The organism is Hydrogenispora ethanolica (genome assembly GCF_004340685.1).
GTDB classification, from domain to species: Bacteria; Bacillota; UBA4882; order UBA8346; family UBA8346; genus Hydrogenispora; species Hydrogenispora ethanolica.
In genome coordinates, this window is the sequence record NZ_SLUN01000047.1 from 1 (window position 1) to 23485 (window position 23485).

24 protein-coding genes and 1 other annotated feature are annotated in these 23485 nt (G+C 49.6%); of the genes, 21 read left to right on the top strand and 3 right to left on the bottom strand.

Annotated features, from left to right (window positions below; all coding sequences use genetic code 11):
• Positions 1–709: 709 nt before the first annotated feature.
• Complete coding sequence (locus EDC14_RS26965) at positions 710–886, bottom strand: hypothetical protein (RefSeq protein ID WP_165908275.1); 177 nt, start codon at positions 884–886, stop codon at positions 710–712.
• 126 nt (positions 887–1012) lie between these two features.
• Positions 1013–1225: a binding site (T-box leader), on the top strand.
• Positions 1226–1273: 48 nt separating this feature from the next.
• On the opposite strand from EDC14_RS26965, the gene EDC14_RS23790 reads away from it, so the two are divergent.
• The 11 genes from EDC14_RS23790 to EDC14_RS23840 all read left to right on the top strand — a co-directional run bounded on the left by EDC14_RS23790 (position 1274) and on the right by EDC14_RS23840 (position 12218).
• Positions 1274–2575 (top strand): homoserine dehydrogenase, encoded by a 1302-nt coding sequence (locus EDC14_RS23790; protein WP_243663098.1) that lies wholly within the window; start codon positions 1274–1276, stop codon positions 2573–2575.
• Between the two features lie 327 nt (positions 2576–2902).
• Positions 2903–4660, top strand: a complete 1758-nt coding sequence (locus tag EDC14_RS23795) for an ABC transporter substrate-binding protein (RefSeq protein WP_165908276.1) — start codon at positions 2903–2905, stop codon at positions 4658–4660.
• Between the two features lie 12 nt (positions 4661–4672).
• Entirely contained in the window at positions 4673–5701 is a 1029-nt protein-coding gene (locus EDC14_RS23800; protein WP_132017149.1) for an ABC transporter permease subunit, read from the top strand.
• Between the two features lie 12 nt (positions 5702–5713).
• Positions 5714–6748, top strand: coding sequence for an ABC transporter permease subunit (locus EDC14_RS23805; RefSeq protein ID WP_132017151.1), 1035 nt, complete (start codon positions 5714–5716; stop codon positions 6746–6748).
• A 1-nt stretch (position 6749) separates the two neighbouring features.
• Positions 6750–7715, top strand: coding sequence for an ABC transporter ATP-binding protein (locus EDC14_RS23810; RefSeq protein WP_132017153.1), 966 nt, complete (start codon positions 6750–6752; stop codon positions 7713–7715).
• A 32-nt stretch (positions 7716–7747) separates the two neighbouring features.
• The gene (locus EDC14_RS23815) at positions 7748–8719 is read left to right on the top strand and encodes an ABC transporter ATP-binding protein (protein WP_132017155.1); all 972 of its coding nucleotides are present in this window, start codon (positions 7748–7750) and stop codon (positions 8717–8719) included.
• A gap of 18 nt (positions 8720–8737) precedes the next feature.
• The gene (locus EDC14_RS23820) at positions 8738–9238 is read left to right on the top strand and encodes a hypothetical protein (RefSeq protein ID WP_132017157.1); all 501 of its coding nucleotides are present in this window, start codon (positions 8738–8740) and stop codon (positions 9236–9238) included.
• 388 nt (positions 9239–9626) lie between these two features.
• On the top strand, positions 9627–10196 hold the full coding sequence (locus tag EDC14_RS23825) for a carbohydrate-binding protein (protein ID WP_165908277.1): 570 nt from the start codon (positions 9627–9629) through the stop codon (positions 10194–10196).
• A gap of 363 nt (positions 10197–10559) precedes the next feature.
• Positions 10560–10781, top strand: a complete 222-nt coding sequence (locus EDC14_RS23830; RefSeq protein WP_132017161.1) for a hypothetical protein — start codon at positions 10560–10562, stop codon at positions 10779–10781.
• 389 nt (positions 10782–11170) lie between these two features.
• On the top strand, positions 11171–11434 hold the full coding sequence (locus EDC14_RS23835) for a hypothetical protein (RefSeq protein ID WP_132017163.1): 264 nt from the start codon (positions 11171–11173) through the stop codon (positions 11432–11434).
• Between the two features lie 130 nt (positions 11435–11564).
• Entirely contained in the window at positions 11565–12218 is a 654-nt protein-coding gene (locus EDC14_RS23840; RefSeq protein ID WP_132017166.1) for a D-sedoheptulose-7-phosphate isomerase, read from the top strand.
• Here the strand turns inward: EDC14_RS23840 and EDC14_RS23845 are convergent.
• Complete coding sequence (locus tag EDC14_RS23845) at positions 12176–13372, bottom strand: lactate racemase domain-containing protein (protein ID WP_132017168.1); 1197 nt, start codon at positions 13370–13372, stop codon at positions 12176–12178. The two genes, EDC14_RS23840 and EDC14_RS23845, sit on opposite strands and share 43 nt — an antisense overlap.
• Positions 13373–13640: 268 nt before the next feature.
• Between EDC14_RS23845 and rd the strand changes: the two genes are divergently transcribed.
• Together rd and EDC14_RS23855 are read left to right on the top strand one after the other, a co-directional pair.
• Positions 13641–13802 carry a rubredoxin gene (rd, locus tag EDC14_RS23850; RefSeq protein WP_132017170.1) on the top strand — a complete coding sequence of 54 codons (162 nt, stop codon included), beginning with the start codon at positions 13641–13643 and terminating at the stop codon, positions 13800–13802.
• Positions 13803–13857: 55 nt separating this feature from the next.
• A complete protein-coding gene (locus EDC14_RS23855) occupies positions 13858–14178 on the top strand; it encodes a hypothetical protein (protein WP_132017172.1) in 321 nt (106 codons plus the stop codon).
• A gap of 54 nt (positions 14179–14232) precedes the next feature.
• Here EDC14_RS23855 and EDC14_RS23860 read toward each other — a convergent pair whose 3' ends face one another.
• Positions 14233–14715, bottom strand: a complete 483-nt coding sequence (locus EDC14_RS23860; RefSeq protein ID WP_132017174.1) for a DsrE/DsrF/DrsH-like family protein — start codon at positions 14713–14715, stop codon at positions 14233–14235.
• 297 nt (positions 14716–15012) lie between these two features.
• Here EDC14_RS23860 and EDC14_RS23865 point away from each other — a divergent pair, with 297 nt between their 5' ends.
• The 8 genes from EDC14_RS23865 to steA all read left to right on the top strand — a co-directional run bounded on the left by EDC14_RS23865 (position 15013) and on the right by steA (position 23479).
• Positions 15013–15915 (top strand): DUF2156 domain-containing protein, encoded by a 903-nt coding sequence (locus EDC14_RS23865; RefSeq protein WP_165908278.1) that lies wholly within the window; start codon positions 15013–15015, stop codon positions 15913–15915.
• Between the two features lie 29 nt (positions 15916–15944).
• Entirely contained in the window at positions 15945–16436 is a 492-nt protein-coding gene (locus EDC14_RS23870; protein ID WP_132017178.1) for a YajQ family cyclic di-GMP-binding protein, read from the top strand.
• Positions 16437–16454: 18 nt separating this feature from the next.
• On the top strand, positions 16455–17027 hold the full coding sequence (yqeK, locus tag EDC14_RS23875; protein WP_132017180.1) for a bis(5'-nucleosyl)-tetraphosphatase (symmetrical) YqeK: 573 nt from the start codon (positions 16455–16457) through the stop codon (positions 17025–17027).
• Positions 17024–17356, top strand: a complete 333-nt coding sequence (rsfS, locus tag EDC14_RS23880; protein ID WP_132017182.1) for a ribosome silencing factor — start codon at positions 17024–17026, stop codon at positions 17354–17356. Before yqeK ends, rsfS begins: the two co-directional genes overlap by 4 nt.
• Positions 17357–17614: 258 nt before the next feature.
• Positions 17615–20065, top strand: a complete 2451-nt coding sequence (gene leuS, locus EDC14_RS23885) for a leucine--tRNA ligase (protein ID WP_132017184.1) — start codon at positions 17615–17617, stop codon at positions 20063–20065.
• Positions 20066–20192: 127 nt separating this feature from the next.
• Positions 20193–21458, top strand: coding sequence for a SpoIVB peptidase (gene spoIVB / locus EDC14_RS23890; RefSeq protein WP_132017186.1), 1266 nt, complete (start codon positions 20193–20195; stop codon positions 21456–21458).
• Between the two features lie 88 nt (positions 21459–21546).
• On the top strand, positions 21547–22344 hold the full coding sequence (gene spo0A / locus EDC14_RS23895) for a sporulation transcription factor Spo0A (protein ID WP_132017188.1): 798 nt from the start codon (positions 21547–21549) through the stop codon (positions 22342–22344).
• 13 nt (positions 22345–22357) lie between these two features.
• Positions 22358–23479 (top strand): putative cytokinetic ring protein SteA, encoded by a 1122-nt coding sequence (gene steA, locus EDC14_RS23900; protein ID WP_132017190.1) that lies wholly within the window; start codon positions 22358–22360, stop codon positions 23477–23479.
• Positions 23480–23485: the final 6 nt, after the last annotated feature.

A 23485-nucleotide genomic window follows, 5' to 3' on the forward strand; every position in this document is an offset into this window, starting at 1 on the left:
AGGTTTTGTGAAGAACGGATCTTTGATAAATTGCTCAGAGCTTGCGTTTCTCATGTCCCGATTACCTATGCGGATCTAACTTTATAATCATCAGCTTGTTTAGCGACTGAATGAGCTTTCTCAGTCACCCAAAGCGATCCGTGATTCACAAAACGTTCTCCTTGAGCTCCTCGATCCGGTCACGTATCCGCCAAACGACGCCATGACTTATCCTTCGATCCCTTCGTGAGTGAGCGGAGCTAACTTGATAATCGTCTAAAAATAAAAGGGACCTACAATAACCTTATCTCTGGCTACCGCACCACGTTTCGTGGATACCTGCAACCTTTCGGCTACAAACACCCATTACACGTACTACGATAACCTTTGACCGACTATTATTGAGATTTAGGGATCTGCCTGCAATCTTTCGACTGCAAACACACCCGGTCACCCCAATAATAATCTGGGCTCGACTGCCACCGATAGGTTTCCCTACCCCGACGATCTCATCAACCGCCGGAATAAGTTGGCCCACCGATAACAATCTGGCTCAGACCCATATGGATCCCCTGCGGCTTGCGGCAGAACCCATATGAATCAGTTGCTCGACTGATAGCGACCCACATTGTCCTTGGGACGGAGCCGCTATCAATCTGCGCCTCGGCTATTGCAAATCCCTGAGTATAGAATCCCCGCTTCATTCGAAATTATACAAAAAAAATTTGCTTCATGGTTTACCTGATTGTCTCGTGGCTCGGTTGTCCCGGATCAAGAGAAGGATCCCTGAGATCATCCAGGCGGTGCCGAATCCAATCAGGAACCAGCCGACGCCGCCGGGGCGAGTAAAGTAACCGAGAAGGGTGACGACGATTCCGAAGCTGATGACGATATAATCGGTAGTCATTTTGCGCTCCCTTTCTTTTGCTTATGACAGACGAATTCATTCCATAGTTGTAGTTTGAACACCGTCAGGTTAAAAGTTCGGTAGGGTTATTGACTTTTTTGGAAAGTCGTGTTATAAATATACAAATATAAATCAATGATAGGGATATGTCCTTGGGAGTTGGTTCACAAGAGAGAGAAGGCCGCGGCTGAAAGCCTTCTTTGAAGCATTCCAGCGATACCACCCTTGAGTGGCGGTCGGAAATTGGAGTATGACTGCCCGGAACGGCCGTTACCCGTATCAAGTGGGTCTGCACCAAGAAAGGTGGAACCGCGGAAGCTAAAATCTTTCGTCCTTTCAATCGATAAGGATGAAGGATTTTTTTATTTTGGCGAAGGAGTGATAGACGTGCAAGATCATCATGTGAATGTGGGAATTCTAGGACTGGGGACCGTGGGCACCGGCGTGGCTCGAATCTTACTTACGCAACAGGATCTATTACGGACTCGTTCGGCTTTGACTTTTACCTTACATACGATCGTGGAATTGAATTGGGACAAAGAGCGGGATTTGGATCTCAGCGGCGTAGAATGCATTACGGACGCGCAAAAAATGCTCGAGAATCCCGAGATTGACATCATAGTGGAGACCATCGGGGGTTATGAACCAGCCTTCACTTTTATCGCAACCGCCTTGCGCAATCGAAAGCATGTGGTTACCGCCAATAAGGCTTTGATTGCCACCCGGGGCCGGGAATTATTCCAAATTGCCAAGGAGAACGGCGTGGATTTATTGTTTGAGGCCAGCGTCGGCGGGGGCATCCCGATTATTAAGGGCCTGCGGGAGGGACTGGTTGCGAACCAGATTGAACGCGTTTATGGGATATTGAACGGGACTTCCAACTATATATTGACCCGGATGCATCAGGAAGAGCTGGAATTCGGCCAGGCGCTCGCCGAAGCGCAAGCCAAAGGATTCGCCGAGGCCGATCCTACGCTGGATGTGAGCGGCGGAGACGCCGCTCACAAACTGACGATTCTGGCGTCGATCGCTGCTTCCGGTTTTGTCAACTATCAGGACCTGTATATCGAGGGTATTCAGAATATCACCAAGCTGGATATCAATTTCGCCAAGTCGTTTGGCTATACCATCAAGTTGCTGGCGGTAATGCGCCGGATGGAAAACGGACTGGACTTGCGGGTTCACCCGACCTTGGTGCCAAATAACCATCTCTTGGCCGCGGTGAATAATGAGTTGAACGCAGTCTTTGTCAAGGGCGATTTCGTCGGCAACACCATGTTCTATGGTCCGGGAGCCGGGGAACGGCCGACCGCCAGCTCCATTGTGAGCGATATCGTGGATCTGTCCCGCGACTTGTTGCTCAAAGAAGGGGAGCAGTTCAGCTGCCGGACCCTCAACCCCGAGCAGGGGATTCCGGTGGTGCCGGTGGAGCAGATCAGGAACCGTTTTTATCTGCGTTTCTTCACGCTGGATGCCCCGGGAATCCTGTCGAAGATCTCCGGCGTGCTGGCGCAGAATGGTATTTCCATCTCATCGATGGTGCAATTGGAGACCCACGGTAAGGATAATTATGTGCCAATTGTGCTATTGACGCACGAAGCTTCCGAACAAGCGATGAAACAGGCGTTGGATGCCATCGGTAAATTTGACTTTATTCAGGAGAATTATTTACGAATTCGGCTTTTCTAAAAGCGTTGCGATAAACCCCGTCCGAAGGTCGGGGCGTTCACAAAAGCTCAGAGAAGCAAGTGATAAAGTCGCTTTAAATCTGTTGACAAGTCGAGTCCAACTAAAAAGAGACTTTATCACATGGCTTCTAAAACCACTCATTTTCTCATATTTATTCATAGTAGGGAACGAATATCGCAAAAGGGCTGTCGCCGGTGATCTAAAGTGGCAGTCCTTTTCGCTTATATCCCGAAGTTCCCAATAACAACTTCCTCCTCGTTTGACAGGGATTTTGCGACGGATGTCGAATGTACCTCGAAACATTATCAATCGTGAAGGGTGATGAGCATGAAAAAAAACAGGCTGCTATTCCTCTCGATCTTGATGTTGGCGGCTTTCACCTTGGCCTTTGGCTTCCAAGCCAGTTCGGCTGTTAGCGAGTCGTTTGGCGATCCCAAGGCTATCCGGGGAGGCCAGCTTAATTTAAATACACCCGAATTCCCTAAATCCTTCAATTATTATGTCAATGGTGCGCTTGATGCGCATGAAGTTTTCGCGTTTGTCTATGACACGTTACTGGAGTGGAATCCGACTTCCTTGGAATACTCTCCGCTGTTGGCGAAATCTTGGAACATCTCCGCCGATAAAAAGGAGTTTACCTTCACCCTCGACCCCAGAGCTAAATGGGCCGACGGGCGGCCGGTGACCACCGCCGACGTCCAATTCACTTATGATACAATCATGAACCCTAAGAACCTCACTTCGGTTCAGCGTATGGCCATGGGACGATTCACTCCGCCCCAGGTGGTCGATAAATACACTATTAAGTTCAAGGCCAAGAATGTTCACTTTAAGAACATGGAAGTTTTGGCCGGCTTGAACGTTCTCCCAAAGCATCGCTTCGCCGGAAAGGATTTTAACAGGGCATTTAACATGAATCTCCCGGCGGGGAGCGGGCCGTATATGCTAAGCGAGGTTAAGGAAGGTCGCTATTATGTGATGGCCCGCAATAAAAAATATTGGGCGGCCAGTTTTCCCCAGCATAAGGGCATGTATAATTTCGACCGCATTAAAATCCGGGTGATCGCCGACACTGCCGCGTTCGAAGCTTTTAAAAAAGGCGATTTTGACATTTATCAAGGGATCTCCGCCAAGGATTGGGTGACCCGGACCCATGTGAAGCCGTTCCAGAATCACTGGATCATCAAACAAAAAGTCTATAATTACTCCCCGCAAGGGTTTACGGGTATGGCTTTCAACCAGCGGTTGCCCATCTTCCAGGACCGGCGGGTCCGCTTGGCCATCTGTCATCTGATTGACAGAAAGACGATTTTAGACAAGATTACTTTCAACCAGTATCAGCCGCTGACTTCCTACTTCCCTTCGCTGTATGGTTCCGACCCGTCCAATCCGCTGATCGGGTATGATTCTACCAAGGCGAAACAATTATTGAAGGAAGCCGGCTACACCCGGCTCGATAAAGACGGCTATCTCATCAATCCAAAAGGACAGCGGATGGAATTCACCATCTCCTATCAAGGTGAAAGCCTTGAAAAACATCTGACCTTAATCAAGGAAACTTGTCGGCAGGCTGGAGTGAAAGTCAATCTGGAACTCTTATCCTGGGCAACTTTATTGAAAAAAGTGGACGAGTTTAAATTTGAAGCGGCGCTATTCGCTTGGACAGGAACGCTCTTTGAAGATCCAGAGCAGCTTTGGCATTCGAAGCATGCGAATGAATCCGGCAGCAGCAATCTCCCAGGTTACAAGAATCCCGAGGTTGACCGGCTGATTGATTCCTTGCCGCCGATCTTCGATGTCGCGCAAAGAAAGAGCATCATGAAGAAGATTGATGCGCTCATCTACCAGGATGTGCCGTATGCGCTGTTTTGGGGAGCCAATTACAACCGGGTGCTCTATAAAAATATTTTTGGGATGCCCCGTACGGTTTTCACCAAGTACGGAGAGGGTATCATCGAAATCATTAGCTATTGGTGGATTGATCCGGCCAAGGAAAAACGTTACCGGGAAGCGGTCCGCCGGAACCGGGCGTTGCCCGGGGTTCCGGAAGAGATTTATTACGACCGGATCACCGGAAAAAAATAAAGGACCGAGCCAATGCGCGATTACTTGATCAAGCGTCTTTTGTTAATGATTCCGACTCTGTTGGGGATCACCATGGCCTGCTTCTTGATCATGCAGATGGTCCCCGGCGGTCCGGTGGAGCAGGCGCTCCTGAAGATGAAGCGGGCCTCGGTCAGTGAAGCCGGGTCCCCTGGCAGTGGCGCCATCAGTTCGGCTATGACCCGGGAGGAATTGAATAATATCCGCAAGTATTACGGATTTGACAAACCGGTGCTGGTCCGGTACTTCGATTGGCTGGGCAAACTGGCCCGGCTGGATCTCGGGACGTCCTATATCTATGAGAAGCCGGTGCTGGAGCTGATTCTGAATCGGTTGCCGGTCTCATTGACCTTCGGATTGACGGGATTATTCTTTACCTATCTCGTCTGCATTCCGCTGGGGATCCAGAAAGCCCTGCGCCACGGCACCGCATTTGACAGCGGGACCAGCATCCTGATCTTCTTGGGTTATTCGATTCCCGCCTTTGCCCTGGGCGTACTGTTGATCGTCCTGTTTGGCGGGGGGAGCTTTTGGAATCTCTTTCCCGTCAGCGGAGCGGTATCGGATAATTTCGAAGAATTATCCCTGCTGGGCAAGATCATTGACTTTGGCTACCATATGATCTTGCCGATTCTCTGCTATACCATCGGGGGCTTCGCTACCTTGACGTTGCTGATGAAAAACTCCCTCTTGGAGCAGTTGAATCAGGATTATGTCCGGACCGCCCTGGCCAAGGGGCTCCCATTTAAACAGGCCATCTTCCGCCATGCCTTGCGGAACGCTTTGATTCCGATCGCTACGAATATCGGGATGATCCTGAGTGTCGTCTTGTCGGGCTCGCTCCTCATCGAGAAGATCTTTACCATCGACGGAATGGGCCTTTTGAGCTATCAAGCCATTGTCGACCGGGATTATCCGGTGGCCTTGGGGATCATCGTGATCTCCAGCTTTTTAGTGCTGTTGGGCCGGATCATCTCCGATATTTGTTTGGCCTTGGTCGACCCGCGCATCAAATTCAAGTGAGGAGGCGGAAAGTTGTTCTCCCCAATCACGCTCCGCCGCATTCAAAAATTTAAGAAGCTGAAACGGGCTTACTATTCACTGTGGATTTTAGCAGTGCTCTATGGATTGTCGCTCTTTGCCAATGTCCTGGCCAATGATCAGCCGCTGGTCGTCAAATATGACGGAAAATTCTTTTTTCCGGCCTTCCGTTTTTATAATGGCGCCAATTTTGGTTTGTCAGCGAGCGAAGTGCCCCATTATAAAATATTGCAGAGGAGCGAAGCCTTCCGGAAAGAAACCGGCAATTTTATGATCTTCGCTCCGATCCCTTACGGCCCCAACGAGTCGTTACTGGAAACGGTGGGGAATCCGCCCACGCCGCCGAGCCGGGCCAATCTGCTCGGTACCGACGATCGCGGCCGCGATATCTTGACTCGCCTGATTTACGGTTACCGGATCAGTTTCAGCTTTGCGCTCTTAATCACCTTGGCCAGCATGATCGTTGGAATCGCCATCGGCGCGTTACAAGGTTACTGGGGCGGATTTTTCGATCTGTCGCTGCAACGTTTGATCGAGATCTTCTCGGCGCTGCCTTTTTTATACGTGGTGATCATTATCGGCAGCTCTTTGGGAACCAGCTTTTTGACGTTACTGCTCATCTTCATTATTTTTGATTGGGTCGGGATCTCTTATTTTATCCGGGCGGAGTTTTTAAAGCTCCGGGAGTCCCAGTTCGTGGAGGCTGCCAGGGCTCTAGGGGTGAAGGATTGGAAGATCATGTTTCGCCATATCCTGCCGAATGCGCTGACGCCGATCATCACGTTCCTGCCGTTCGATCTGATCGGCGCGATTACGGCCTTGTCGGCCTTGGACTTTCTCGGCTTCGGGCTGCCGGCCCCGACCCCGAGTTGGGGAGAACTGATGCGCCAGGGAATGGATAATATCTATTCGTACTGGCTGTCGGTGTATCCGGTATTGGCGTTGTTTCTCGTACTGCTGTTGATCGCCTTCGTGGGCGAAGGAATCCGGGATGCCTTCGACCCCAAGGAATATCAGAGGATGGAATAGCATGGCTGACTTGCTGACGGTAAAGGACTTAAAAGTAAGCTTTCGTACGGATGGCGGGATCATCCCGGCGGTGGACGGAGTTTCATTTTCCATGCGGCGCGGCGAAATTCACAGCCTGGTCGGCGAGTCGGGGTGCGGCAAATCCGTGACGGCGCTCTCTTTGCTGCGGCTGATCCCCAATCCGCCGGGCCGGATCGAAGGCGGCGCCGTCCGGTGGCAGGGCGAACGTGATCTGCTGGCTGAACCGTTGCCCGAGATCGTCCGGCTGCGCGGCCAAGCGATCGGCTTGATCTTTCAGGAACCATTGACGAGCTTCAATCCGGTGCAGCGAATCGGGGAGCAAATCGCCGAAGTGCTGCAGATTCATAGCGGAGCGACCAAGGTCGAGAGCCGTGAGCGGGTTCTAGCAATGCTGGCCCGGGTGGGTTTGCCTGACCCGTTGCGGCAGTATCAAGCCTATCCTCATGAACTGTCGGGCGGCATGCGCCAGCGGGCGATGATTGCCATGGCTTTGATCGGCCGTCCCGATCTATTGATTGCCGATGAGCCGACCACGGCCTTGGACGTGACGATTCAAGCTCAGATTATGGAGCTCATTCGCGAGTTGCAGGCGGAATTTCAAATGTCTGTCCTTTTGATCACCCATAATTTAGGGTTGGTGGCCGAAACCGCGCAGCAGGTATCGGTGATGTATTGCGGCAAGATAGTGGAGCAGGCTCCGGTCCATGACCTTTTCAAAAAGCCGCTGCACCCGTATACGCAAGGCCTCCTGGATTCGGTCCCCCAGATTACCGATGACGGAGAATTACGGGCGATACCCGGAATGATCCCCGATCCGCTCCAATTGCCGGCCGGCTGTTATTTTGAGCCCCGTTGCGGCCGGGCGAGGGAGATCTGCCGGCGGCAATATCCGCCGGAATCGGTTCAAGACGGCTGCCATCGGGTATCCTGTTGGCTGTATGAATAAAAAAGAATTCCAATCATCACAGGTGGGATAGCATGACCGATCTGTTGCAAGTGAACGATCTGCGAAAATACTTTCCGGTACGTTCCGGTCTCTTGGGCCGGGTCACGCGGTGGGTCCGCGCGGTGGACGGGGTCTCCTTTACCATTGGAGCGGGTGAAACCCTGGGCCTGGTGGGGGAGTCGGGCTGCGGCAAGACCACGGTGGGCCGGAGTATCTTGCGGCTCACCGAACCGACCGGCGGCGAGATCCTCTTCCGGGAGCAGGTCCGGCTCGACCGGTTAACCAAGGGCCAATTGCGCCAGTACCGCCCGGAACTGCAGATCATATTTCAAGACCCCTATTCCTCGCTGAATCCGCGCCGGATCGTGCTGGATCTGGTCGGGGAGGGCTTGAGCGAGCATCGTCGCGTCAAAAACAGCCAAGAAACGAAAGAGCGGGTGGTCGATCTGCTGGAACAGGTCGGATTGCCTAGCGGGATCCTGTACCGCTATCCTCACGAGTTCTCCGGCGGACAGCGGCAGCGTTTGGCCATTGCCCGGGCCTTATCGCTGGACCCCGAACTGATCGTCTGTGATGAAGCGGTCTCTGCGCTCGACGTCTCGATCCAGGCCCAAATCATCAACCTGTTGCGGGAATTGCGCGAACGCCTGGGTATCGCCTATCTTTTCATCGCCCACGACTTGGCGGTGGTAAAACATATTTCGCACCGGATCGCCGTCATGTATTTGGGACAGGTGATGGAGATCGCACCCACGGCGGAACTGTTCCGCCAGGCATTCCACCCCTATACACTGGCGCTGCTGTCGGCGATTCCGGTGGCTGATCCCGATTACCGGAGGCCGCCGCTTCAATTGGCCGGAGAAGTGAAAGCATCCGATCTGTCAACGGGCGGTTGCCGGTTCGCGCCGCGTTGCCCGTCCCGACTGGAAGTTTGTCTGAAGGAAGAACCGCCCTTCTGCGCGAAAGGCCCTGGACACTACGTGAAATGTTTTTTAGCGCAATAAGAGGAGCAGGATAGGAACATGGCCGATGTCATCATGTTACAATGGATCGACCGGATCCTCCAACCGGAACGTTGGTACGAAGTGGCTGACTTGAACTTGGAGGGATACTGCATGATCGCCACCAAGGAAGACCAACGGCTCGCGGGAACGGTTCGCGACCGGGAGAGTGGCGCCAGCCGGAGCCGGCAATTCGGGCGGAATCCTTTCAAACCGTACCGCGATTATTATGGGAAATTTCGCTTGACTACCAGGTTGTTGCCGGAGTCGGTCGAGGTCAAATTCGCCGTCGGTTATACCCTCAACTCCAAAGTGGTCACCGTCGATGATTATTCCAATCTGGGTTGGTTGCGGCTGGCCACCGGCGTGGCGGACATGCTCTATCCCAACTTGAGCGATCAAAAGCAATTGCTCCAATACATCATACAGCGCACTACGTATCCCCGTTTCGTGACCACCCGGGTCTATCACTATTTGCAAAACGAGTTATACCGGGAGTTGGCGGCGGCGATCAAAGTATAACGGAAAACAAACCGGGAAAACTGCGCGGGATTTTATCCATTGGCTGTCCGGAGCTTGATAAATGGCTTACTCCCTTGTTGAGGGGATCTGAACTTTCAACGATGATCAATCGGATGATGTTCGGATCTTTTTTATTGCGCATGAAGGCATAGAACCTGAGGGACCGGACGATATCCATTTATGGTATATCTAGGAACAAGGAACGGTCGTTTTTCAAAGGGTGAATAGGCCCTTTTATGGTCGGATACGTCGATGGAAAATTCCGCCATTCGTTTTAACCGTCAGCTGAAGAATTGTCGTAGAGTGATAGAAAACTGTCCCTATATTTTGTCAACTATTTCTTTTACAATAAAAAATGAGAAATGGAGGCAAAAGGGGAGGAGTTATTGTGAAAAAATACTGGCCACTGGCATTCTTCGGAGTTTTCTTATTGATCTGGGCATGTTCCATCTCTTGGGGCGCGGACCTGAAGGTGATCGTGGAAGCCGAAAACTTTTTGCGCGAGGAGAACGGTGCGGTGACCAAGACCGCCGGGCGGATCGAGTCCTCCGGCAATAACTGCCTTTTGGGTTGGAACAATAAAGGCCACGCCATCGAATGGGAGGTAGTCATCCCGGAAACCGGCCAGTACAAAATCGTCCTGCGCTATGCCAACGGCCGGAATTGGACCACATTGCGCAGCCTGACCGTGGACGGCCAAGTCCCGGCCAAGGCCTTCGAAAGAATCGAGTTGCTCCCGTCCGGCGGTTTCGCCAAGACCGAGAATAACTGGCAGAACCTCACGGTGGTCGATGAGCGGCACGAGCCGGTCCTGGTGGAAATGGCCCAGGGCAAACATCAGGTGCGTATGGTCAATCTAGGTGGCATTGGCAACGATGATGGCGCCACCAATCTGGACGCCATCGGTTTCCTCGGCAAGACGGTCGATCCCGATGTACTTGGTAAACCCGGTAAATAAAACCCGTGGGAAAGATAGGGCTAAAAAGCATAACTGTAAAAATGGGACCGTTTTAGAGCGTTGATTCTGAAACGGCTCCTTTTTTCTTGCCACGGTTAGCCGCGACTGCATTCCACACCTGCGGAGATGATATTTTTTTAGCTGGAGCCTAGTCACCAAAAACAGATCTAACTTTTATCGGAATATACCCGTCCAAACCAATTTGAAAAAAATCCTTGGAATCCGGAGTATTTTTTCCAAACTGAGTATCAACTTAAGCTCCGCTCACCCTCTGACTTTACCCGGTTTTAGCCGCACTTCCCGACTTATCCACAGCCAAAACCATTGACCGCATTAAACGGATCCGTTTATCCACAAAAATAGATGACTGATTCACAAAAAGAGCTTGCTGAACAACTGAGCAAGCTCTCCCATTCACAAAACAAGCTTGCTTATCCACAAAAAGAGCTTGCCGAGCGACTGAGCGAGCTCGCTTATTCACAAAACCAGCTTGCTGATTCACAAAACAAGCTCACTCATCCACAAAAAGAGCTTGCTAAACGACTGAGCAAGCTCTCTTATTCACAAAACGAGCTTGCTGAGTGACTGAATGAGCTTTCTCAGTCACCCAAAGCGATCCGTGATTCACAAAACGTGCTCTTTCAGCTCCTCAACCCGGTCATGTATCCGCCAAACGACGCTACTTATGACTATAAAGTTAAATCCGCAAGAAAGTCCGTAAGCATGAAGAGATTAGGTTAGCATCCAGCCTCTCTCCTGGCTCTCCACGGCGGTAATCCATCCATGGACCGCCGTGCTTAAACCATCCTGGTTCTGGCCCGGCGGTAATCCATCCATGGACCGCCGGACTTGAACCATCCTGGTTCTGGCCCGGAGGTTCCCCCTGCCTGATTCGGGAAGCTAGAGCCAGGATGGCTTAAGCTTGCGGCGTCCAAGGACGGACATCCCGTAAAGAGCTGAGGGTAGGAACATAGTTGAACCAGACCGCCCTGCTGCTGGCCGGTCTTTCGGCCCATGCGGAGCAGCTTGCCAAAAGGGGGCTCGACGCCGCCTTCGTCGCCCAATTCAATCTCGATCATAACAAGCACTTCAAAGCCCGCCTGATGGAGAAGACGACGGCCGAACGCGTGGAAAAATCGGCCCGCGTCGGCGAACGTTACAGCCTCGCCAAGTCTTTGATCAAACTGGAACTGCCTCCGGAAACCTGGCGGGAATTCGGGATCGTCGATCAGCGATAGGGGGACCGCCGCCAAAGGTTGATTTTTCTGAAGCGGTGTGCGGGGTCTTGGGATAAAGAGCCCTTTAAAATCGGGAATGCATCGCCAAATGATACCGGCCTTCATATGCTACAGGTATGGAGGCCAATCGATGAATACAGTGAAGAATTTGTTTCAGGCATCTTCATGGCTGGATGATCTGTGCCAAAGATATCCGATGCTGACGACGTCGCGGCATTCCTTGTTGAAGGCCATGGAATTGCTGCGGGCGACTTTTTTAAACGGCGGTAAGCTGCTGGTGTGCGGGAACGGCGGCAGTGCCGCCGACGCAGAACATTTGAGCGGCGAGTTGATGAAAGGGTTCTTAAAAAAGCGTCCACTCGTACCCGATCTGCGCAATAAACTGTTGGGGATCGGAGCCGAATCCAATTGGGTGGACCTGCTGCAAGAAGCCTTGCCGGTCATTCCGCTCAGCGTGAATGGGGCTCTGGTTACGGCCATCAGCAACGATTTGGGCGAGGAATTAATCTTTGCCCAACAAGTTTTGGGCTTGGGAAGGTCTGGCGACTGTCTGTTGGCGATCAGCACCTCCGGCTCATCGCTCAACGTGGTACGCGCGGTGTTGGTGGCGAAGGCGCTAAATCTGACCACCATCGGTCTGACCGGCGGCACCGGCGGCGAATTGGTCGCTTTATGCGACGCCACCGTGGTGGTCCCGGCGACGCTAACTTATCAGATTCAGGAATTTCATCTTCCGATCTATCATACCTTCTGCGCCGTACTGGAAGAATGTTTCTTCGACTGAATCAAGGCCAGCGGCGCGTGGGCGAGGATGATGCTGGAAGAAGCGGGCTCCTTGCAAATGGACAGCAGCTCGGCCGGGGTCCCCACCCAGGTGAGATCCTCCGGAAAGAGCTTGCGGGACTCCGCAATGGCTGCATGGTTGGTCAGGACTATCACCCGGTAATCTTGGAGCCGATTCCGCCAGTATTCTTTCTCATTTTCGATCACGAAGGGATCGAGACGCCAATGATGGCTGCCGATTCCGTGGCACGCTTCATTAATGACGATTGCCGTTTCGCCGGGTTTGAGCAACAAAGGGATCTGATGGAGCGTTTTAAAGGTTCCCACCATATTTTGGTGAAACGGCCGGCAATCCAGATACAGCCGGTCGCAGAGCTCCGGCGGTTGTTCCAGGGAGACCATGGGCAACAACTCGGCGATGGCCGACTCGAAAGACTGAAGATTAGCTCCGGAGTGAATTCTCACGATCTCGCCGGCGCCGTTGGAGATGAGATGCCAACAATAGGTGAACGGTAGCAGGGCGACGACCTCTTCAATCAATTGCCGCATCGGAGTGACGCGCTCGCCGGGGTGGCCCTTGGGCAATTGATGAAACGCAGCGATGGTCGCCAGACCGGCGACGCCCGGAACCAACAATTTTCCGCCGCCCGAGAATCCCGCCATAGGATGAATGTTGACCGTGGCGATGGCCAGGCGCAGATCCGCCCCAACAACATCGCGTTGAAAGATGAGAGGAATACCGGCCCTGCTGGTCCCCACCGGAACGAGCTGCGATTCATCCAGGCAATGATGGATTCGGGGAGTCAGCGTATCCCCGGTCTTATGTTCCAGGACCGAGGGATCCATCCTATCATGAGCTCCGGCCGCTACGATCACCCGGAAACCGGAGGGACCGCCCCGGATTGCTGAAATCTGGCGGTGAATCGCCGTAACCAGTCCGGCGGTATGAGTGACCCGGGAAGCATCTTCCACGACCAAGACAATCCTCCGGGCAGCCTGCAGCTGCCCGGCGATGCTCTGGAGATCCGTTTGGACCCGCGCCTCAATATCAACCGGACTCAAAGGCGGCGGATAAACGGGTCCAAGCAGAATGGCGGGTTCTTCCGGGACTATCGGCAAATTGAGTTTGGCGGAGCGCCATGGGATGCCAATCATCGAAAACTTCCTAATCAGAAAAAGATCATGGGTACTACGAATAGTATCCGCGGGAGTTGCCGGAATATGAAACCACCTATTGCCGGGATGAAATTGTTAAAAATTCATCAAATATGCAACGGAGGGTTGACTTCCCAATGAAGGTATATTAAAATTTAACCATGTTAAATGAAACCTCACTAGAACTTTCGTAACCTTTCGGGTATACTATAAATATCCTTTATATTTTGGCAATAAAAGGCTACCAACAATCCAGGAGGTAATGATCATGAAAAAATGGCAATGTACGGTCTGTGGTTTTATTTATGATCCGGCGGTCGGCGATCCGGATTCCGGCATCGAACCCGGCACGGCCTTTGAAGATGTTCCCGCCGATTGGGTCTGCCCGGAGTGCGGCGTCGGCAAAGATATGTTCGAGCCGGTTGATTGAGCTGAGTTTATCGTGAAGTCATTGCCGAGCTTCGGATGGCGGTGGAACGGAACTCTTGATTCTGATTGCGCGTTTTTGGCATCATCATCCGGGCCGGGCAATGGGACAAGTTGCAACTCATATGTGGCTTTCTTGGTCACATTTATGCCGCTCCGATGTGTTCGGCGCTCTGACTTTCGATTTTCAGGATGATTTAAATACCGCTTCGACCACCATGAGCCTTTTCGGCTTACGTTTTACGATCGCTTTTGTAGTGAAAGATGGTGGCTCCGGGGTATGGTCCCATTTGAAACGGCTCTACAAGTTGCGTTGGGTTTGGTCGGACATTCGGCAAAGCGGTTTTGGAGAAGGAAGCCAACTAAAAAGTCTTACTTGAAAAATGCTGGACCCTGTATTGATACTTGGTTCAGCATTGATATGACCTGAGAAATTAGATAAAAAAAGAAATTTGTGACTCGCGGGCGTTTTGGAGAAACTGATCAACGCCGGCGATTTGAAGATGATCGTAATGGATCAGCTCATCCGGCCGGATGCCTAAAAGTTTTAGAGAGGCTTCACAAGCTACGAAATGGATCTGCCGTTCCATTGCCATCCGAAAAAGGTCCGCTGCCGTCTGACCGTCTTTTTGACGGATTAATTTTTTCATGAGCCAGGGACCGACTCCTCCAAAATTCATTTTTGATAAACCGATCTTTTCAACGCCAACTGGCATCATCCTCTTAAAAAGGGCTTCCAGGAAGCGGTTGCTCTCAAGGGTGGTGCGCCGGAGCAAATTCATTCCCCAGAAGGTGAAGAAAATCGTGACTTCCATTCCTTGACCGGCCGCGCCGTTCGCCAAAGTCAAGGCCGCCATGGCCTTATCGAAGTCACCGCTAAACAAAATCATGCTTAATTTGGGCTTTGCTTCAGGCATTTCGTACCCCCTGGAGAATTTGGTTGGGCATGCTGGACAGTTTGAGGATTAATTTAGCATGTTCCGCCAGGAATTCTGGCAAGTTTTTCGAATATCGTTTAGAAGCGTTGTGATAAACCCTGTCCGAAGGCCAGGGTGAACACAAAAGCTCAGAGAAGCAAGTGATAAAGTCGTTTTGAAATCCTCTTGCCAGTCGAATCGTTTGGAAAGACTTTATCACATGGCTTTTAGTTTAGCCGACTGCACCGGCGATAAACTGGAATATCTTAGTCTATACTAAAGGACATGAATAACGTTATGATAAAATATCGCCAACTCAACCTCGATGATAAACCTGGCTTTGATCGGGCGCTCCAGTTGCTTCAACCCGCGTCATCCGATCTGACATTTACGAATCTCTTTATGTGGAAGCATAATTATGGTTTAGAGGTCTATTATGATTCAGCCACGGATTTTTGGATTCTTTTCGCCCGACCTCCGCTGCCCAAATGGAAACCGTTTTTCTTGCCGCCTATCGGCGCTTGGTCTGATTCGGGGAAATTAGGTGGTGCCCTCGCGCTGATGGAAGAAACGGCCCAACTTGAAAAATTCCCGCTGCGGATTCGTCGCGCGCCGGCCCAATTGTTAGAATCTTTACAACGGCTCGATTCGGCTTTTACCGCCAAGGAAGAACGCTATACTTTTGACTATCTTTACCGCAGCGCGGATTTGATTAACTTGGCGGGACGAAAATATCATGCCAAGCGGAATCACTTGAACCAGTTCATGCGGAAATACCATTGGGAATTTCAGACGATCACCCCGCAGATCGCCGCCGAATGCCTGGAGCTGGAGGAAGAATGGTTCAACATCTCCAAGCACCGGGAATCGCTAACGGATGAGGAATGGGCCATGGCCACAGTCTTCAATCATTTTTCGGAGTTAAAAGTCACTGGCGGCGTCATCCGGATCGACGGTCGAATTCAGGCGATCGCTGTCGGAGAACCATTAAATCAAAATACCGTGGTGGTTCATATTGAAAAAGCCAATACCGAGTTCGACGGTATTTATGTCGCGATAAACCAGCTATTTGTGAAGGAATGTTGGTCGGACTGGGAGTTTATCAATCGTGAGGAAGATATGGGGATCGAAGGCCTTCAAAAAGCCAAATTATCCTATCATCCTTGCGGCTTTGTGGAAAAATACAGCATCATGAAATAATCTGGAAAAACAGGAAGGAGCAAGGAAGAATGGCCACTGAATCTTCTTTCGATATCGTTTCGAAAGTCAATATGCAGGAAGTTGATAATGCGGTAAATCAAACTTTAAAAGAGATCAGTCAACGGTATGATTTTAAAGGGAGCCACAGTGAGATCGTGGTCGACGCGGACAATATGAAAATTACCGCGGAGGATGATTATAAATTAAAAAGCGTTATCGAAATTTTAAAGACAAAGCTTATCAACAGAAAAGTGCCGGTACGGAATTTGGATTACAGCAAAATCGAGGAGGCCAGCGGGGGCTCCAAGCGTCAAAACATTAAAATCAAACAGGGAATTGAGAGCGAGGCCGCAAAAAAAATAGTCAAGGACATCAAAGGGCTCAATTTGAAGGTGCAAGCCCAGATTATGAGCGATCAGGTGCGGGTGACCGGCAAAAACAAAGATGATCTCCAAAAAGTCATCGGGTTTTTACGAGAGAAAGACTATGGCTTGGAATTGCAGTTCATCAATTACCGCTGAAGGTCGCGAGGTCTACTGATGGATCGCACGGAGATAATCAATTATTTAAAGGAGCATGTGTCGTCCGCCCGGTTTCAACATTGTTTGGGGGTAGAAAAGACGGCGCTGGAGTTAACTTCCATGTTCGGTACCGCTCCGGAGCAAGCCAGTCCTGCGGCCTTACTTCATGATCTTTGCCGGGAGTATGCGCCAGATTCTCTATTGCAACTCGCAACCAATTTTGGTATAGTTATAGACGATATCCAACGCGCCGAGCCTTTGCTGCTGCACGGTTTGGTCGGAGCAGAGCTGGTCAGGAGGGAGTTGGGAATCACGGAGCCCTCGGTTCTGGAGGCAATTTCCTTCCACATTACCGGTGCTGCGAATCTTACGCCGTTGGCTCGTTCGATTTTTGTGGCAGATTTTATCGAACCGGGACGGAGTTTTGAATATGCCCGGGAATTACGCAGAAAACTACCGATGTTATCTGCCGATCAATTACTGTTGAGAGTATATAATCAAACAATTTGCTATGTGGTGAATCGGGGCTATTTAATCGATCCGAAAACTGTTGAGGGTCGGAATGAATTAGTGTTTAAGGGAGTTCAATGAATAAAATTTTAGCTATTGCCAAAGCAGCTGCGGAAGAGAAGAAGGCTCACAATCCGCTTTTGTTGGATCTGCGGGCCATTTCCGGCGTTACCGATTATTTTTTGGTATGCTCCGGCAATAATCCGATTCAAGTGCGGGCTATTGCCGATAATATTTTGGATCACTTCCAGAAGGAAGGGGTTCCGCTTCCTTTTAAAGAAGGTTATCATGAAGGACTCTGGATTTTATTGGATTTAGGTGAAGTCGTCATCCATATCCTGCGCCAGGAAGAACGGGAATTTTATGCTCTCGAACATCTTTGGCATGACGCTAAACCTTTGGTGTTATGATCCATTAGAAGAAAATATCTTCAAAAATCGATTTACGAATATTAGCTGCGAATAGGCCTAGTAAGTTTCTCTACAGAGATTCAGAGAGCCGTACATGGTGAGAATCGGCACTCCAGGGAGACTGAACTCAGCCTGGGAGCTAGCCCCGCCCGGGGTCACCGGGCTTTGAAAGGGTTCCTCGAACCGAATCAGGGTGGTACCGCGGATTGCTCGCCCCTGGCTGTGGCCGGGGTATTATTTTTTATAGGAGGATTTACAATGGGAAAAGTGGAGAAATATCATCATCTCGAAATTGAGCCGCGTTGGCAAAAAAAATGGGAAGAAGACGGTTTATATCAATCGGATATTCGTAACGATCGACCCAAATACTATGCGCTCACCATGCTTCCATATCCCAGCGGGGATCTCCACATTGGCCATTGGTATGCTTTTACTCCCTCCGACGCCTTCGCACGATATAAAAGAATGTCCGGCTTTAACGTGTTGTTTCCGATGGGTTTCGACGCTTTTGGCTTGCCGGCGGAAAATGCCGCCATCAAGCGAAAAATTCACCCGTTCCACTGGACCATCAAGAATATTGAGAACATGCGTATGCAGCTCCGCTCCATGGGGGCGACATTCGATTGGCGTCGGGAAGCAGTTTCCTGCTTGCCCGGATTTTACCGCTGGACCCAATGGTTCTTCTTGAAATTCTATGAAAAAGGGATAGCTTATCGCCGCTATTCGCCGGTAGATTTTTGTCCTTCTTGCAATACTACGCTGGCCCGGGAACAGGTTTGGGGCGAAGACCGTCATTGTGAACGCTGTAATACTCCGGTGATCAAAAAAGAATTGAATCAATGGTTCTTTAAGATTACGGATTACGCGGATGAGTTATTGGATTTCTCGAAGATCGAATGGCCGGAACGGGTTATTACCATGCAGCAAAATTGGATCGGTCGCAGCGAAGGCGCGGAAGTAGTTTTTCATACCGAAGCGGGCCAACCGATTAAGATTTTTACGACCCGTCCCGATACGCTTTGGGGAGTTACCTTCATGGTCCTCGCACCGGAACATCCTTTGGTAGCACAGATCACGACTCCCGATCAACGAGATTTGGTGAATGAGTATGTGGCACAGGCCGGCCGGCAAAGTGAAATTGAACGTTTGGCCACGACCAAGGAAAAAACTGGGGTGTTTACCGGAGCCTATGCCATTAACCCGGTGAATGGAGAACGAGTTCCTATCTGGATCGCCGATTATGTTATGATGGGGTATGGTACTGGCGCAATTATGGCGGTTCCTGCCCATGATGAGCGAGATTTCGCCTTCGCAACCAAGTATCAACTCCCGGTGAAGATCGTGATTGCCCCGCCGGGCTGGTCGGGGTCTGAACCATTAAGCAGTGCTTATACGGGAGTCGAAGAAGGTTTGCTGGTCAATTCCGGTCAATTCAACGGTACATTGGCGCAAGACGCCAAATCTCTAGTGACTCGATGGCTCGAGGAAAAAGGTCTCGGGACTAAAGCAGTCAATTACCGTTTACGGGACTGGTTGATCAGCCGTCAACGTTATTGGGGCGCTCCGATTCCTATTGTGTATTGTGAAAAATGTGGCACTGTCCCAGTTCCAGAAAAGGATCTCCCGGTGCTGTTGCCGGAAGACGCTGAATTTCTGCCGACTGGTGAGTCGCCGCTTCGATATCATGAAGGGTTCCGGAAGACAACGTGTCCGAAATGCGGCGGTCCGGCAGAAAGAGAAACCGATACCATGGATACTTTTATGTGTTCTTCCTGGTATCAGTATGCCTATTTAAGCCCGTATTATCAAGGGGATATTCCGTTCGACAGGAAAGAAGCGGAATATTGGCTCCCGGTCGATATGTATACCGGCGGAGTCGAACATGCTTGTATGCATCTTATTTATACTCGGTTTTTTACTAAAGCAATGCGGGACCTCGGCTTGGTCAATTTCGACGAACCCATGCTCAGACTCAGAAATCAGGGGATCATTCTGGGCGAAGATAGCGAAAAAATGAGTAAGTCCCGCGGCAATGTGGTGGCACCCGATGATTTGGTCCAAAAATATGGCGCCGATGCGGTCCGGACGTATTTAATGTTTGGCTGGCGCTGGGAACAGGGCGGACCCTGGGATAGCCGAGGCGCCGAGGGAATGTACAGGTTTATGAATCGAATTTGGGATTTGACTTTAGAGCCGGTGAGTCCCAACCAGAATGAAGAGAGCGCCAAAATATTACGGCGCAAGACCCACCAAACTATCGCGAAAGCGACTCGTGATTTGGAAGGTTTTTCATTCAATACCTATATTGCTGCACTAATGGAATTTTCCAATGTAATGGCCAAATATAAGGCGGACACTTACGGCTCTGAGGCCTGGAATGAAGCGGTACAAGCGATTCTTCTGCTTTTGGCTCCCGCTGCGCCGCATATTACGGAGGAGATTTGGAACCGTTTGGGCCTGGGTTACTCGATTCATTCCCAGAAATGGCCGGAATCGAACCCGGAATTGGCAGCTGAGGAAACAGTGGAGATCGTGCTACAAGTCAACGGTAAAATACGTGAAAAAGTTGTCGTTGCTGTGGGAAGCAGCGAAGCTGAATTGCGTGAAATCGGCGTAAATCATCCAACCATAGTCAAAGCTACTGAAGGAAAGACCGTAAAGAAAGTGATCATCGTTCCAGGACGTTTAATCAATATTGTTATCGTCTAAAAATACGAAAATCAATTACCAAAACAGTAAGCCCGGGGCAACCCGGGTTTTTTTTGTTTGAATAGAACCCCAGCGCTAAGGGGAATTTATCAGGGAGTTTTCGTATTTCAACGACGAGGTGGAAGATTTGAAAACCGGCAAAAAACTGAAACCGATTATCATAGGTTGCCTTGTTTGCGTTATCGGTTATCTAATGGTGATTAGCTATATTCAATCTACCTCTTTTCCAAAATATATTCAAATAAGCCCCGGTCAAAAATTAAACCTTCCGATTCACTATCCGCTCAGTTTTCATCAAAAAAAAACTGATCATTTTCGCTCTGGAACGATAGGGCATTACGATCTCCAACTCAAATTGTTAGGCGCCATTCCCATCAAAACTTTTCATGTTGTTGTCAAAAAACCATTACTAGTGGTTCCTGGAGGCCAATCAGTAGGAGTCCTTTATTCGAGTCGCGGCGTAGTAGTAGTTGGATTAGTATCCCTCAAAAATCAGGAGGCTAAGGAATGCTCACCGGCCCGGGATGCCGGGCTTAAACCGGGGGATATTATATTGGAACTTGATGGTAAACCGGTAAATGTCGTGGAAGAAGTGGAGGAGGCAATAAAAAAGTATCAGGAATCTCAAGCTAAAATCGTTTTGACCATTAAGAGAAACGAGCTGGTCATGCACTTGCCGATCCGACCTGTTTTAGCGGAGAACCCAACCGGATTTTCGAAGAAAAAATATATGCTAGGCATTCTGATTGAAGATCCCGCTGCGGGAGTGGGTACGCTTTCGTTTTATGACCCTCTGTCTGGACGGTTTGCGGGGCTTGGTCATCGTATCTCGGATTTTGCCGGGAAAAAAGAGATCCCTTTTCAAAATGGAGAAATTGTGGTTGCGAACATTACTGGATTAAAAATGGGGACCCCCGGTCGACCGGGGGAGAAGATTGGACTGTTTAATATTAATACCAGCCCCATAGGGAAAATTAATAAAAACACCCAATTCGGTATCTATGGAACCTTGTATCCTCATTTCAATCATAGCCAAGATCAAACGACTCCAGTCGCTTATCTTTCTGAAATAAAAAAAGGTGCGGCGGAAATATATACAGTCATTCAAGGAACAAAGGTTGAAAAATTCGAAATTGAAATTATTAAGGTTTACCCGCAGGATCGTCCCAGAGATAAAGGGTTAATCATTAAAGTCACGGACAAGAGGTTGTTGAATTTGACTGGGGGGATTATTCAAGGCATGAGTGGAAGCCCGATCATTCAAAACGGTAAATTAGTGGGGGCTGTCACCCATGTTTTTGTGAATGATCCAACGAAGGGTTACGGGGTCCTGGCAGAATGGATGGTACAAGAAATGAGCCGCAAAACAAAGAAAATGTCCAAAGCATCTTAGGATGCTTCTTTTTTTAGCTGAAATTACCCCATAAAAAGGAATTTGTGAATTGGATAGCGAAGTAAAGTAAAAAATGGGGGTGTAACATTTGCAAGCGATTAACATCGGGATAGTTGATGACAATCGGGAATTTTGTCAGTTGTTATCGGATTATTTTTCAACGAAACCCGAGATCAACGTAGTAGCGATAGGATATACCGGTTTAGACGCCATTTCCATTTTGCAACAACAAGAAATTCAAGTTTTACTTTTAGACATGATTATGCCTGAACTTGACGGCTTGGCTGTACTTCAATGGGTGAAATCCAATCAACTAAAGAACCGACCGAAAATTATCATTTTTTCCGCCTTTGCTCAGGAAGAAGTCGCCCGCAATGCTTTACAGCTTGGTGTAGATTATTATATACTTAAGCCTTTTGACTTGAATATTCTATCTCAGCGAATGATCGAGATCGCCAACGGCCCGTCCAAAGAGGTTATTTCCAATCGCCAACCAATTTACCCCAAAAATTCTGAAACCGCCTTCAATGAATTGGAGGTTGAAGTCACCAAAGTCATTCAACAGCTGAGAATTCCCCCAAATTTTAAAGGGTATTCTTATTTACGACACGCGATTCTGATGACCATTAAAGAGCCAGGATTGATCAACGAAGTCACAAAGCGATTGTACCCGATGATAGCCGAGCATTATAATACCACGAAGCACCGGGTGGAGCGCTCTATGCGTTTTGCCATTGAAACCGCTTGGAGTAAAGGCGATGTTGATGTGCTTCATGAACTATTTGGTTACTGCGTGGACGATAAAAAAGGAAAACCAACCAATGCCTCTTTTGTGGCGAAAATAGCGGATAAAATTCGTCTCGAAAAGAAAATGAGAGCCATCTGACGGAGGGATTGATTTGGATATCAAGGCGAAAGCCCGTCTCGATCCGCGGACCAAAAACCTTGTAAAGCGGATTCAACCGGGTGAAATCGCAATCATTAATCATGCCGATCTCGATCATGTCGCAGCAGATTCTTTAGTGAAAGCTCGAGTAAAAATGGTTGTCAATGCGAGTCCTTCCATTACCGGCCGTTACCCCAATTTGGGCCCTTCTGTTTTGCTCAACGAAGGGATCAATATCCTCGACAATGTTGGGAAGGACATTTTCCAGAAGATTCACGAGGGAGATTTCATTGAAGTTAGGGAAAATCAAATCTGGAAAGATAATATCATCGTCGCCCAGGGGCAATACCTCGAATCGGAATCGGTCAATAAACGGTTGCGGGAAATTCGTGGCAACTTGGCCGAAGAGCTAGAAAAGTTTTTACAAAACACTTTAGAATACGCTTCGAAAGAGAAAGATTTAATCCTTGACACTTTGGCAATGCCCGAAGTAAATGTTAAATTCGAGGGCAGACCGGTTTTGGTAGTCGTTCGGGGCCAAAATTACAGGGAAGACTTGACGATTATCAAGCCTTATATTGATGATGTCAATCCGGTTTTAATCGGTGTGGATGGCGGCGCTGACGCACTGCTTGAATTCGGTTATAAACCAGATCTCATTGTGGGAGATATGGACAGTGTCACCGATGAAGCTTTAAAAAACTGTCCAGAGATAATTGTTCATGCTTACCCTGACGGAAGAGCGCCTGGGTTAAAACGTATTGAAGACCTGAATCTAACGGCAAAGCTTTTTCCTGCTCCTGGTACCAGTGAAGATATTACGTTATTGTTAGCGTATGAAAAAGGAGCGGATTTGATTGTGGCGGTAGGAACTCATTCCAATATGATCGACTTTCTTGAGAAAGGCCGGGCGGGAATGGGAAGTACTTTTCTCGTCCGCTTAAAAGTGGGTTCTATTCTCGTTGATGCCCGGGGTGTTAGCAAAATTTATCAAGGCAGATTAAAACTTCGTTATTTAGTACAATTAGCGATGGCAGGAGTGTTGGTGATCATCACAGTCCTCTACCAGACGCAATGGTCGCGTGACTTTCTTCGCGCTTTATGGTTGCAAATGAAAGTACTATTTAATCTTTAGCTGAAG

Coding starts and splice junctions, on each gene's coding strand:
- EDC14_RS26965 (WP_165908275.1), bottom strand. CDS start 886: ATGACTACCGATTATATCGTCATCAGCTTCGGAATCGTCGTCACCCTT.
- EDC14_RS23795 (WP_165908276.1), top strand. CDS start 2,903: ATGAAAAAAAACAGGCTGCTATTCCTCTCGATCTTGATGTTGGCGGCT.
- EDC14_RS23800 (WP_132017149.1), top strand. CDS start 4,673: ATGCGCGATTACTTGATCAAGCGTCTTTTGTTAATGATTCCGACTCTG.
- EDC14_RS23810 (WP_132017153.1), top strand. CDS start 6,750: ATGGCTGACTTGCTGACGGTAAAGGACTTAAAAGTAAGCTTTCGTACG.
- EDC14_RS23815 (WP_132017155.1), top strand. CDS start 7,748: ATGACCGATCTGTTGCAAGTGAACGATCTGCGAAAATACTTTCCGGTA.
- EDC14_RS23820 (WP_132017157.1), top strand. CDS start 8,738: ATGGCCGATGTCATCATGTTACAATGGATCGACCGGATCCTCCAACCG.
- EDC14_RS23830 (WP_132017161.1), top strand. CDS start 10,560: ATGACTGATTCACAAAAAGAGCTTGCTGAACAACTGAGCAAGCTCTCC.
- EDC14_RS23840 (WP_132017166.1), top strand. CDS start 11,565: ATGAATACAGTGAAGAATTTGTTTCAGGCATCTTCATGGCTGGATGAT.
- EDC14_RS23845 (WP_132017168.1), bottom strand. CDS start 13,372: ATGATTGGCATCCCATGGCGCTCCGCCAAACTCAATTTGCCGATAGTC.
- rd (WP_132017170.1), top strand. CDS start 13,641: ATGAAAAAATGGCAATGTACGGTCTGTGGTTTTATTTATGATCCGGCG.
- EDC14_RS23860 (WP_132017174.1), bottom strand. CDS start 14,715: ATGCCTGAAGCAAAGCCCAAATTAAGCATGATTTTGTTTAGCGGTGAC.
- EDC14_RS23865 (WP_165908278.1), top strand. CDS start 15,013: ATGATAAAATATCGCCAACTCAACCTCGATGATAAACCTGGCTTTGAT.
- EDC14_RS23870 (WP_132017178.1), top strand. CDS start 15,945: ATGGCCACTGAATCTTCTTTCGATATCGTTTCGAAAGTCAATATGCAG.
- yqeK (WP_132017180.1), top strand. CDS start 16,455: ATGGATCGCACGGAGATAATCAATTATTTAAAGGAGCATGTGTCGTCC.
- rsfS (WP_132017182.1), top strand. CDS start 17,024: ATGAATAAAATTTTAGCTATTGCCAAAGCAGCTGCGGAAGAGAAGAAG.
- leuS (WP_132017184.1), top strand. CDS start 17,615: ATGGGAAAAGTGGAGAAATATCATCATCTCGAAATTGAGCCGCGTTGG.